Origin of the sequence: Acaryochloris sp. IP29b_bin.137, assembly GCF_028285745.1 — a bacterium.
In the GTDB taxonomy this organism is placed as follows: domain Bacteria; phylum Cyanobacteriota; class Cyanobacteriia; order Thermosynechococcales; family Thermosynechococcaceae; genus Acaryochloris.
Genome location: NZ_JANQOP010000251.1, coordinates 32,485 through 45,083, shown reverse-complemented (window position 1 = coordinate 45,083; position 12,599 = coordinate 32,485). Strand labels below are relative to the sequence as shown.

General features: G+C 47.7%; 10 protein-coding genes and 1 pseudogene. 3 read left to right on the top strand and 8 right to left on the bottom strand.

What is annotated here, in order from left to right; genetic code table 11:
* The 3 genes and pseudogenes from Q0991_RS17880 to Q0991_RS17870 form a co-directional block, all read right to left on the bottom strand.
* Positions 1-794, bottom strand: a pseudogene (locus Q0991_RS17880) (IS5 family transposase); the annotation flags it as partial.
* Positions 795-1,012: 218 nt separating this feature from the next.
* Positions 1,013-2,665, bottom strand: coding sequence for a DUF3352 domain-containing protein (locus Q0991_RS17875; RefSeq protein ID WP_299490856.1), 1,653 nt, complete (start codon positions 2,663-2,665; stop codon positions 1,013-1,015).
* 394 nt (positions 2,666-3,059) lie between these two features.
* The gene (locus Q0991_RS17870; protein WP_299490854.1) at positions 3,060-4,166 is read right to left on the bottom strand and encodes a CAP domain-containing protein; all 1,107 of its coding nucleotides are present in this window, start codon (positions 4,164-4,166) and stop codon (positions 3,060-3,062) included.
* 317 nt (positions 4,167-4,483) lie between these two features.
* On the opposite strand from Q0991_RS17870, the gene Q0991_RS17865 reads away from it, so the two are divergent.
* Both Q0991_RS17865 and Q0991_RS17860 read left to right on the top strand, forming a co-directional pair.
* Positions 4,484-5,434, top strand: coding sequence for an ABC transporter ATP-binding protein (locus Q0991_RS17865; protein ID WP_299490852.1), 951 nt, complete (start codon positions 4,484-4,486; stop codon positions 5,432-5,434).
* 15 nt (positions 5,435-5,449) lie between these two features.
* The gene (locus Q0991_RS17860; RefSeq protein ID WP_299490850.1) at positions 5,450-7,003 is read left to right on the top strand and encodes a hypothetical protein; all 1,554 of its coding nucleotides are present in this window, start codon (positions 5,450-5,452) and stop codon (positions 7,001-7,003) included.
* A 43-nt stretch (positions 7,004-7,046) separates the two neighbouring features.
* Here Q0991_RS17860 and Q0991_RS17855 read toward each other — a convergent pair whose 3' ends face one another.
* The 4 genes from Q0991_RS17855 to Q0991_RS17840 all read right to left on the bottom strand — a co-directional run bounded on the left by Q0991_RS17855 (position 7,047) and on the right by Q0991_RS17840 (position 9,757).
* A complete protein-coding gene (locus Q0991_RS17855; protein ID WP_299490848.1) occupies positions 7,047-7,748 on the bottom strand; it encodes an isochorismate lyase in 702 nt (233 codons plus the stop codon).
* Positions 7,745-8,374: a class I SAM-dependent methyltransferase gene (locus tag Q0991_RS17850; protein WP_299490846.1), complete on the bottom strand. Its 630-nt coding sequence runs from the start codon at positions 8,372-8,374 to the stop codon at positions 7,745-7,747. Before Q0991_RS17850 ends, Q0991_RS17855 begins: the two co-directional genes overlap by 4 nt.
* A 124-nt stretch (positions 8,375-8,498) precedes the next feature.
* Complete coding sequence (locus Q0991_RS17845) at positions 8,499-8,834, bottom strand: metalloregulator ArsR/SmtB family transcription factor (protein WP_299490844.1); 336 nt, start codon at positions 8,832-8,834, stop codon at positions 8,499-8,501.
* 101 nt (positions 8,835-8,935) lie between these two features.
* Positions 8,936-9,757, bottom strand: coding sequence for a tetratricopeptide repeat protein (locus Q0991_RS17840; RefSeq protein WP_299490842.1), 822 nt, complete (start codon positions 9,755-9,757; stop codon positions 8,936-8,938).
* A gap of 283 nt (positions 9,758-10,040) precedes the next feature.
* Here Q0991_RS17840 and nblS point away from each other — a divergent pair, with 283 nt between their 5' ends.
* Positions 10,041-11,972: a two-component system sensor histidine kinase NblS gene (gene nblS, locus Q0991_RS17835; protein WP_366525001.1), complete on the top strand. Its 1,932-nt coding sequence runs from the start codon at positions 10,041-10,043 to the stop codon at positions 11,970-11,972.
* Between the two features lie 6 nt (positions 11,973-11,978).
* On the opposite strand, the gene Q0991_RS17830 is transcribed toward nblS, so the two are convergent.
* On the bottom strand, positions 11,979-12,593 hold the full coding sequence (locus Q0991_RS17830) for a phycobiliprotein lyase (protein WP_299490840.1): 615 nt from the start codon (positions 12,591-12,593) through the stop codon (positions 11,979-11,981).
* Positions 12,594-12,599: the final 6 nt, after the last annotated feature.

The window sequence follows — 12,599 nt, the reverse complement described above, 5'->3', positions numbered from 1 at the left end:
TGAAATCAAGTTACACCGCAGCGCGTAACGGCGACGACGATTGCGATAGCGCTCCGACAGAATTCTGAAAATCTTCAGGCTGCGATTAATGTGTTCAATGCCCATTCGTTCTGGACTCAGAGCACGGTTATACTCTCGCTGCAGGGAAGTCAGTTCACCTTGTTGTGGCTTCTTGAGGGGAACATAGCTGTTGGCATGGTAGGCTGCAATCCCTTGATATCCGCTATCTTGCAGACTCTCGTTATGTGGATGGATATGGATACCTGAAACCTTGAATATCTGAAAATCATGCCGACGACCTGGGCCAAAGCTAAGGCAGATAATCTCTAAAGTGCTGCGCTCAGCGATAATCTGGCATTTGAGGGTATGTCTCTTTTTTTTCCTGAATAATACGCTTTTTGGCCTTTCTGGGGACGTTCAATGGGCATTTCAGTCACATCCATCACAACGACATCCGGTCGCTCCAACCCTTGTAGCAGAGATTTCTGACCGGGTAAGCGAAAGAGTCCTGAGTTTATCAGAGCACTCTCGACCTGGTGGACAATACGGCAGACGGTTGATTCAGAGACCTCCCAATCTCCTGCAATGTGGAAATAGGTCCGATATTCTCGCCAATATTGAAGGGCCACCAATAGTTGATCAGGGCGACACAACTTTGGAGGTCGCCCTGCATTGGAGCGACCCAGATGATAGGTATGTCATGCGTGGAGCATGCGCTTGAAGGTTTGCTTGTAGACTCCAGTTCGTCGCTTGAAGTCCTTGGCACTCAGCTGTTGGGCTGTTTCGTATTTCATTGGGTATGGTACTGAAGAGAAAGAACATTAGGCTCAATACCATATCGCAAATTCAATTATGCAAGAGGTCTAAGGAAGCCTTATCTGGCAAAGATTTCAGTCAAAATAGTTGAAATCGCTGAAAGCCAGATTTGATAAGAGTTTTCCAAGACTTTGCAAACAGCTTCTTAGGCTTAATTCCAGGTTGAACTACTGGATACAAAGATTGAGTACTCCGGCTATTTCTTTGGCTTTAGGGCTAATAAAAACTCGCTGGTCAAAGTGGATGAATCGGTTTGGGCATTCGCTATGCCAATACCTCGGATCGAGTTCATAACAGCCTTCACCTCAGGCGTATTAAACTCACTCTTCGCCACATCTGGATAACTAAACAAAAGGCGATTCACCTCTTCCATATTGACGTAGAAATAACCCGAGTCTCGGGGTAAAGATTGCGTCACAGATTGGAAATTATCGCTCTTATCAAGGGTCTTTTTGGGACGGTTCGCCATAAGTTGAGTCATGGGTTGACCAACGGTCACAAACACCGTGTTGTTATCCAACCATCCCCGCCCAATAATGTTTTGTCCTAAGGAGGGGAGTTGCCAATGGGTTACCTGCACGTCGCCTATTTTACTGTTGGCGATCTTGATCTTATTTTGCTGGGCAAAGGTATCCAGCTTGGCAAACGTGGCGGTCGCTTTTTTGCGATCGCTGGTATCCAACACCAGCGCCCCCCCAAAGCCTACGGGTGCAAGAATACCTTCCTTACTAGGAATCAGGGCAAAACCCACCTCACCATCCATCCAGCTAATAATGTCTCGATCCACATCCAGCCGAGTCGTTTGACGCACATAGATACGCATCGCATCGATGGCAGAGGCAAATTCAGGAATGCCCGAAAACTGTTCCACAAAAAGCGGCCACCGTTTCTTGATGTTTGCCCCATTGACCGACAGTACCGTGTTGGCAGGGAAGCGCGAGATAATCTTGCCGGGAATCGGGTCAAATTGTCCTTTCCACAGTTTCGGATCGAATTGAGTCACGCTCCTGAAGCGAATCCCCTGCTCGTCAATCCCCATGCCCATGGAAATTGATTTCACCTGTTTGAGCTGATCTTCCAATTCTGGCGGGATCTCAGGCGCATCTGCTTCATCCAAAATATCCAGTTGCTCAATGGCTTTGGCATAGTCCAGCAGATGGAACTGGGCGACTGAATTTTCTAACTTGAGAGATTGAAAGGCTTTAGCCGACTCTCCAGTTGTTGCTAAAGAAGGAGCCCCTTGAGAGGCGTCAATGGCTTTTTTGACGGTATCGACCTGATCCGATGCCGCTAGGTGATTGTCCAGGATCGCGACATATCCAGGTTTGCCCGCTTGATCAGCCCCTATTTTGACAATCTCCACCCCTTTATACTGCTTGGTTTCTTGGATTTTTAAGCCATCCTGCTTTTTAACCTTGTTATAGAAATCTGAAGCCGCGAGTTTGTCCTTAATACCAATCACCACCACAATCCCAGGCGTTCCTTCAGGCTTTTCCGCTGGTAAAAATGCCATCATTGCATTCCCCAGCCAGGGTTTTAGATCTTGGCTATAGCTCAGTTTTTCTTCAGCTAATTCCTGATCAATGGCCTTGATTAAGGCGTCTAAGCCCTCAGCATAGAGTTTCTGAGCCTCTGGTGTCCCAAATTGCTCTAGCTTTTTCCAGGCGTCGAAATCGAGATTAATGGAGGCCGCCATCCATGCTTCATCGGGTACTATTTTTGCGATCGCTATTGTGCTCGTCCCCTGCTGTGCTGGAATCATTTTTAGATACAGATAGGCCGCAACACCCCCTAGCGTCAGTGCACCTGCAATCACCCCTGGAATAATGTACTTCCAATTTCTAGCCATGATTGCCCACCTCTCCTGACGCACAATTTACGAACTCTAGTAAAAGTCTTCCCTTTCCCTCAGCGTGATCAACCGTTCTCTCTGTGGAGCGGACATCACAACAGCATTGACAGCATCCCTGAGATGTTACACCAAGGGGCCTGGCTATAGAAAAAAGACGTACAGCTCCATACGGGCCTGTATATCACTAAGCAACAAGCGATCACAACTGACTCGATGCTGGCTTGAGCTTGCCATCCATCCGGGTCTGGGAAGGGTGGTGACGGGAGTTTATGGGGAGTTCGGAATGGGCAACCCATGTCCACCGAAGCAGACATGGGTTAGAGCGTTAAACAACATTCGGGTTGAAACGTATTGATATCGCGCTTCTCAGCTCAGTCAGGGCGACGTTAGCCTACACAAACGTGAATGCTGCTGAATCGGTCAAGCTCAGACTATCGGTATTAGCAATAAAAGCAATGACTTCATCCAGTCCCGGCGTATTGAGAAACAGGATCTGGCCTGAGCCGTAGGATTGGAGACGATAGTCACCCACACCCCCTGACAATTGAATTTGATCCCCTTGGGCACCCTGAAAGTCATAGATGTAAGCATAACCATCTGTACCATAGGTGTTGTCGATGCCATCGTCGTAGAAAACTGTTGATGCATCTCCCAAGACAAACGTATCTGCATTCTGTCCACCCACTAGCACATCTACCTGGGAAGCTGAATTGGGTGAATTTGTATCTACGCCCGTCAAGGTATCTTTTCCGGCACCACCCCAAAGGGTGTCATTATCAAGTCCGCCATATAGCTGATCGGCACCAGCATCCCCATAGAGCCTATCCCGTCCAGCTTCTCCGTAAAGCATATCGCCGCCTGATTGTCCCCGCAGGATATCATTCCCGTCACGACCAAACATGTTGTCATTGCTGCCTGTACCCGTGAGTCGGTCGTTGCCCGGAGTCCCCACCAGCGGTTCATCAACGGGTTCGGTCGGTGGGGGATTAACAGGGGCAGGCGGGGTATTCGGATTGGAGGGGTTATCTGCGGTCGTATTGCCATCGGTCTGAGCAACATAGGTACCTGTTACCCCCCCGGCACCAAACACTTGAGTCCAGTAGTGGGAGTAGCGCTGATTGCCAGTATCGTTTTCAAGCAAATCATAGCCAATGCCCATGTGCGTGAAATTAGGATTTAGAATATTGGCCCGATGCCCAGAGCTGCCCATCCAAGCATTGAAAACTTCCTCTGGGGTTGTCTGCCCTGCAGCAATATTCTCCCCCCATGTGGACCAGCCAGTATACCCTGCCGCTTCAATGCGATCTCCAGCGCTAGTCCCCGTTTCTGGATCTCTATGAGCAAAAAAGTCACCCGTCGCCATGCGAGCTGAATACTGATCAGCAGCTTGATCAAGATTCTGGCTGAGTTGTAAGGGTCTCAGCCCGCGAGATTCGCGTTCCTGGTTTACAAGGTCTAGGAGTTGTTGATCAAAACGATCCTGTTCAAGGATTGCCATATTAGCTATCTTCTCTTATTTCATCGGGAGCGATGCTAACACTCCCCCAGTGAAGATAGAGTGAATACAATTGCTAGTCATATCGAGGTTTCTCCTAATTTGAATCTCCTTTCCTTGGCGCTTAGTATTTTTATTTTGATGATGTAAATAGCTATGCCGTTTACGATCACAGGTCTGATCTTCCAGCCCCCTCCCCTTATGGTCCAGCTTGGCCTCAGATCGAGAATCATCGCCAATATCCCCTTCGGTTGCGTCTTGACCGACAAAGATGATGTCATAATGGCATCGTTCTCGTACTCGTAAAGGTCAGTGAATAAATGGCTCGTCTCCCAGTCATTGCCACGCAGCAACTGACAAAACAGTTTGGTGACAGCATTGCCGTTAGCCAAGTGGATTTGCAAGTCCAGCAAGGTGAAATTTATGGTTTGATTGGCCCCAACGGAGCAGGCAAAACAACACTGATCCGCATGTTGGCGACGGCGGAAGAACCCACGCTAGGCAGCATCTCCATCGGTGGACAGACTCTTATTCAGAATCAACCCAACCCTGACATCAAGCGACGCATTGGCTTTTTGCCGGATGATTTTCCCCTATACGATGATTTATTGGTCTGGGATTATCTGGATTATTTTGCCCGATTGTATTATCTGCAAGAGCCAGACCTGAGTCAGCGATTGAATGAAGTGTTGGCTTTGGTGGATCTGGAGAATAAGCGCTATAGCCCAATTAGCACCCTATCACGGGGGATGAAGCAGCGGCTCAGTTTGGCCCGAACCATCATTCATAAACCGACATTGTTGTTGCTGGATGAGCCCGTTTCGGGCTTAGATCCAGTGGCTAGGGTACAGTTTCGTCAAACCTTAAAAATCTTGCAGCAGCAAGGCTTGACCATTCTTATCTCATCCCATATCCTCAGCGATTTGGAAGATTTCTGTACTTCCATCGGCATTATGCAGACGGGCCAGCTGGTTGAGAGTTCAGAGTTGCGCGCTTTATACAATCGCGATCAGACGCAACAGCTGATCATTTCTACCGTGGCAGAGTTAGCCCCGGTTGAAGCCTTTCTACAGGACCATGGGTTAGTCCATGAATGCAAAGTGTTACCGGATAAACATCAAATTGCCGTCACCTTCACTGGCACTGATGACGAGATTGTGGCGTTGTTGCGATCGCTCGTCTCCCATAATTTCCCCATCATTGATTTCCACCGTACCCAAGAAAGCCTAGAAGATATCTTTATCAAAATGGGCTATCGGCAAACCTCATAATCCTCGGGTCGCATTATGACATCCACTTTTATTAATCGATTGGGCAATTGGAATCCCCAGTTGTTGCGAGAATTTCGAGGTCGTTTAAAACCTCGAAGTATTACGGCAACGATTGTGATCTCGCTCGTCGGTCAAACCTTACTAGGACTGAGTTTTTCTCAGCAAACCTATAACCCTGTGATAGAACGTTGGGCCGGTTTAGCGGAAACAATGACCTGGATCTTGCCCTATGCACTGTTTACTGCAGGGAGCTACTATCTAGTCAGTGATTTGAATCAAGAAGAGAAACGAGGCACGCTCAATTTTATTCGGCTTAGCCCCCGCCCCAGTCGAGGTATTTTACTCGGAAAAATGTTGGGAGTACCGATCTTGCCCTACATGGCGATTGGGCTCGCCATTCCCTTGCACGTTATTGCAGGGCTAAATTCGGAGATGCCATTCTTGTTTTTAATCAGCTACTACTTGATGTTAATCGCTGGATGTTTTGCCCTATTTAGCTTAGCAATCTTGTACGGGTTATTGAGTAGTTCACGGACCCTTGCTGTCGGCCAGCAATCGGTTGTTGCTGTTGCTTTTGCGGGCTTAACCCTCTTCTTCCTCTCCCCCCTTTACTTTGCCTGGAATTTTGCGGTTACCTGGAATCCATTAGGATTTGAAGCTTGGTCTGCCCAATGGAAGGATTACCCCTATACCTATGCAAACAATCCCATTCAATGGTTTGGGCAAACGATCAACCAGTCTGCAGGGTTTTCTCACGGGTTTACGTTATTGGCTTTGGCTATCGCTACCGGTCTGATTTGGTTAATGCTAGCCCGCCTATTCCGCAATCCCAACACGACGGTGATGAGTAAATGGCAAAGTTACGCAATTGTGGCGTTTCTAGAAGCCCTAGTCATTGGCTTTTTCGTGGTTACATCTGACAATGTTGGTGTCGCAGATTTTTCTGAAGCGGCTGGAACATGGCTGCTTTATGCCTTTAATTTCGGGATGACCCTAGTGATTATGTTAGCCCTCTGTCCACAGCGAGCGTCTCTTCTAGATTGGTTACGGTTTCAACAGAACCCCCAAGGGATTCTCCGAGATTTAGTTTGGGCAGATAAGAGTCCAGCCATCGTTGCGATCGCAATTAATCTGTTGATTATCAATGCGCTGTATGTTCCCTGGCTCTTTTTAGTCGGGATTGGCAAAGAAAACCCAACGATCGCTGCGATTGTGGTTCTATCCCTGACCGGGGTATTGCTGATCTATACAACCGTCGTCCAACAAATTTTTGCCCTCAAAATACGCAACCCTTATACCTGGACCATGGGGGGGCTGGGGATTTGGATGCTGGTTCCACCCATTATGTTGGCAATTTTGCAAATCCTACCCGATGAGATGCCTGCTTCCATGATGATTTGGACTTTTTTGGGCTATCCCTTTAGTGATTTTTCTAAACCCATGTTAGTGAGCAGTGCTCTGGTTGGATTGGTTGCCCAACTTTGTGTGATCGTCCTATTGGTATGGCAGTTCCAAACTCACCTCCGAAATCTATCCAAGTCTCATGCCCAACCTGTCATCACAGGATAATACCCATAACATTTTCAAACATCTTCACTTTTGAATAAAAGTACTACTGAGACGAATGCCAATCGGCTAATTCAAGCTCAATAAAATATTGCACTAAATCTCGATAAAGCTTTTCAATAACATCTGGATCTAATCCAACAGCCTCAGCCCATTGCCGTCGCTGTTGCATCATTGCCTGCAGACGCTCAGGCGCTCGGACACTTTGGGCATTGCTTTTGAACTGGGTCGCTGCTTTCACATACTCGAACCGCTGCCCCAGCAGCTTAATCACCTGGGCATCAAGCTGATCAATGGCAGCTCGAATATCGGCCATGTTCTGACACGCTTGGGCCGTAACCATTGACGCAGACCTATCTTCAGGGAAAATTGCATCTGCTTCAATTTCAATCAGCATGGCTGGATCAATCAACGCACTAACCTGAACCATCGTGGTTGCTGGAGGATGGGCCCCAAAAAATTCTTGATGCGCCTGCGCAAATGCCTCCCATTGAGAAATATCGGTGACAAACATGCGAGTTCGCACAATCGCATGAGTATCTGTTTTTAACTCCTGCAATGCTGTTTGGATGATCTCTAGGCACCGTTTAGCTTGAGCATAACCATCCGTAGAAACGACCTGTCCCTGAGCATCCACAGGAGCTGTCCCTGAAAGATAAATCTGGTTACCAACTCGAATCGCACGACAATATCCCACCTGTGCCTCCCATGGAGCCCCAGACCTAACTCGCTGGGCAGGCAGCTTCATAGAGGTTTTACCCCAATTAACAAAGCCATCTCCAGCCATTTCCAGTAGCAGTCCACATCCTCAAAGCCAATACTCCTGAGCCATCCGAGTTGAGTTTCAACGTCTAAGAGCTGGTTAGACGGATCTTCTTCTGCCAGAGTGTAGCCAATCGCCTGTAAAAACTGTTGATGTAGTCTCAGGGTGGGCGAAGCGACATGCTCCAAATTACAAAAAATTCCACCTGGCTCTAGGCGATCAAAGACTTCTTGATAAAGCGACTGCTTACGGGGATGGGAGAGATGATGAATCGCAAAACTGGAGACAATCCCATCGAATGTTCCGACAGGTGGCAGTGGATTGTCCAGATTATGCGCCAGAATGGTGACTCGCAGATCATCCGCAAAACGCTGCCGGACAGCTGCTAGCATGGTTGGAGAAAAGTCAACGGCAAGGCTCTCAACCTCAGGGCGATCAAGTTTGAGCAGGGCCAACAAGCGCCCATCGCCAGTCCCCAAATCCAACAGTCGTCGCGCCGTTTTAGGGACATGGGCAAGTAAAACTGCTTCCCCCTCTGTGCGGTGAGGAATTTGATCCGCTCTCGCGAGATAATCCAATGCGTGATCAGCCGTCGTCCACTGATTAACCATCGTTTTGAATAAAGGCCTAAACGGAGAGCGTGATTAAGGCCAGCCAATTCTGTTTCTAGCCTGGATGGGCTGACTCAGCTTTATGGCTGCCTGCGCTTGACTACTCTAAGCTCCGGGCAAATCCTCACGGAGTCGTGGGGGAAGCATACATCCGGGGAGGCATAATTTCCGAATTGCGACGGTATTCTGCTAGATATTGCTCCAGGACCACGAACTGCGGCAGGTTGAGACTGTAGTAAATCCATCGGCCTTCATGGCGCGTATGGACTAATTCGGCATCTTTGAGAACTTTTAAGTGGAATGACAACTTAGACTGATTAATGTCCAAAGACTCACATAACTCACCAACACAAAGCTCTCGATGGCGTAAGAGCTCTAAAACGTGGGTACGGAGAGGGTCAGCGAGGGCATGAAAACCAGCAAAAACTAATTCGGGAGAGGTAGAACAAACGTGTTGCATCAGAGGAGGTCAGAGGTTAGGTGAATCGTTGAAAACCAAAGGAAGGGGAACCGATTCATAAAGTAAGAAACAATACCTATTGTAAAATACACTTCGCCATGTTAGGAAAAATCATTCATTTGATTAAGTAACTTTCGAACCAATGGAATGTGCTCAGGGGAAGGGTGTTGGGCTAAATATTCTTGTAAATCTTGTTGGGCTTCGGACCAACGGCCTACATGATAGTACAAGATACCCCGATCTCGCAGCTCGCGATAATACTTCGGATCAACGAGAAGGATTTGCTCAGAAGCCCCCAGACATTTTTCCAATTGGTTCTCATTGAGATATATCTGCTTAAGATTGGTCAGCAGCCGAATCAAAAACTGTTGGGGACTCACAACAGCAAAGAATTCAGGTCTGAGGTCCATGGGTTGACCGAAGACTTGGGTGATGCGATCGCAACAGTCTTGCTCAAATAGCAGTTCCCCCTGAAAGAAAGGATCGACATGAATGCTCATGTCGCCCCGATCCGGTCGAATGAGGAAATGTCCTGGAAAGTTAATCCCGACCATTGGGAAACCGACCCGACGGGCAACCTCCATGTACACCAGAGATAAGGTAATCGGTATACCCAGCCTTCGATCCATTACATCATTGAGAAAACTATTGCGGGGATCGTAATAACATTGAGTATTTCCTGTAAAGCCCAGATCCTCGTAAAGATATCGGTTAATCGTTTGTAAAACCTTGAGTGGATAGGCCTCAGCGGCGAGCTGCTCCTCCACTGCCATTGCCATGGTATTCAGCTTATTGAGATAAGCGGAAATATCCAAGGTTGGATATTCTTCTTGGGCAATATACAGTGCTGCCAGCGCCAAATCGGGCTCTGTTGAGTGCCGGAGTAAATGATAGAGCTGTTGCCGAGAGGGTGAAAACTTCATCTCAATGGTAATGATGCCCTGTAATCGCCGTTAGACAGAAATAGAATGGATTGAATAGAGAAAGACTCACCTGGTAAAAAGCCTCCATTCTCTCAATAACGGGTGTTGACGCTACCAGCTCATGATCTGCCAACACAGATCATGCCAAAATAATGAGTGGGATCAGTGCCAGCTTAATTCACTTGATTATGATTAATGTCCCCAAGAATCAATGTCTCCAAAAATGAATTGATTTTTTATGCCCCTTGCTTTAAGAGTTTAAGTCCATTTAGGTTCTGTTTTGATTCAGCTCTTGTTTGAAAAATTCAGAAAAATTATTATCAGTTGGTGGGCCGATTCCAATATTCAAACTCGGCTAATGGTGGCAGCCACATTGGTGGTGTCCCTACTGATGAGTGGCTTGACCTTCTGGGCAGTTAACAGTATTCAACAAGATGCTCGCCTACAAGACAACCGATTTGGACGAGATTTAGGATTGCTGTTGTCCGCCAATGTTGCCCCTTTAGTGGCCGATCATAACTATGGAGATTTAGCAAAACTCTCCCGTGAATTCTATAGCCGCACCTCTAGTATTCGCTACATGATCTATGCAGATGAAGAGGGCAGTATCTATTATGGGATTCCCTATTCCGAGACTCAAGTGAATAGCTCCTTAACCCTGAGGCGGCTCATGCAACTCCCTGATAATTTCTTGCCGACTTCAGGCTCGGTGACGGTGCGGGAGCATTCAACACCGGATGGAGAGGTAACCGATGTCTTTATCCCCCTTTTGCAAGAAGATCAGTATCTTGGCGTCCTAGCAATTGGTATTAATCCCAATCCCGCTGTTGTCACCTCCTCTCACTTAACGCGAGATGTCACCATTGCTGTCTTTATCACCATCTGGGTCATGGTTATTTTAGGCGCAGTCTTTAACGCTCTGATCATCACCAATCCGATTAAGGAGCTGGTGGTTGGTGTAAAAACCATTGCTTCGGGGAATTTCAAGAAACGCGTCGATTTACCCTTTGGCGGGGAATTGGGTGAACTCATTTTCAGCTTCAATGACATGGCCAAGCGTTTGGAACGCTATCAAGAGCAAAACATTGAAGAGCTGACCGCCCAAAAAGCTAAGTTAGAAACCTTAGTCTCCACCATTGCGGATGGAGCCGTGTTACTGGATACGGACTTAGCGGTGATCCTGGCTAATCCGACCGCACGACGCCTATTTAATTGGGATAGTGAAGTGGTGGGTCAAAAGGTCTTGGGTCATCTGCCTGAACCGGTTCAAATCGAGTTAACCCGCCCCCTCTACCAAAGTGCTGCAGGTCAGGAAGGGAGCGAGTTTCGAATTACCTTAACTGGCCCCACACCTCGCACGGTCAGAATTTTGTTGACCACCGTTTTGGACCAACAGCGAGATAAGGTCAAGGGAATTGCGATGACGGTGCAAGATATTACCCGTGAAGTGGAGTTGAATGAAGCTAAGAGTCAGTTTATTAGCAATATTTCCCATGAACTCAGGACCCCCCTTTTCAATATCAAATCGTTTATTGAAACCTTGCACGACTATGGAGAGGATCTCAGCATAGAGGATCGCCAAGAATTCTTAGATACTGCCAATCGGGAAACGGATCGGCTGACCCGGCTTGTGAATGACGTCCTCGATCTTTCAAGGCTTGAATCTGGCAAGCAATATCGCTTTGAGGCGGTCGATTTGCTTCAGCCCGTTGAACAAACCCTCCGAACTTATCAGCTTACGGCTCGTGATCAAGGGATTGAGCTCAGTCATAAAATTCAGGCGAATCTACCGCCCATTTGGGGGAATTATGATTTACTGCTGCAAGTTCTGACCAATTTGATCGGAAATGCCCTGAAATTTACCTTAAAGGGGGGTAAAGTTGTGATTCGCGCTTACCCACTAGCAGATGAACAGCTTCATCGGATTCGTATAGAGGTTGCTGATACAGGAATCGGGATTGAACCGGACGATCAAGCCGCGATTTTTGATCGCTTCTACCGCGTCGAAAATCGAGTCCATACCTTAGAAGGAACAGGTTTAGGGTTATCCATCGTTAGAAACATTTTGGATAAGCACCATTCCAGTGTGAACCTGGTCAGCGAATCAGGGGTCGGGACAACATTTTGGTTCGATCTCAATATTTACCGTGAAGATTTAGTCTCGAGTGCCACCGATCTGAGCATCGAAGAATCACAAGAAATACCTGCTTCCTAGGGAGGGTTACCACCCTAACCAAGATGGGGCGCGTGCAGATCTGGGCTCAGAAGGAGTTGAGTTGACAACGGATTTGGGATTCAGGGGCAAGGCATCGCCCATGAGTTTGGTTTCTGCGCACAGGGATGTTGTATTGAATCCGCCAAAGCGCTTAACGGTAGTGGTCCGCAGTCGCAGGTTAGGGGTCACGAACCTAAAGCATTCTTGAGAACTGATGGTGTTGTATTCAGTGGTTAAGACTAAACCCTTTTGGGGATCGACTTGATAGTGCCCCACCACTGGCACATTTTCTGCATAACCCCGTTCTCTTAAGAGTTGTCCTGAATCTGGATGGTCAGGATGGGGGACTAAGACAAATACGGTCGATCCACGGTGATCCCCCTCTTCGTCTCGATCCCAGGCCATGGCTCCTTGCCATTGCACAAAACAGCCGCCGATGGCCTGATCAGCAGGAACTTGGTGTAATTGGCAAATCTCAATGACTTGAGGATCCGCTGGGCCTAACACCTTGACTTCGATCTGGGTGTTGCCCGACTCAGACCGTCTGAGTAATAGATGGTGGGTAATTCGATGGGAGTGCCAAATCCCTGCACTCATTTGAAAAAATTCTAAAACATCCATGAGTGA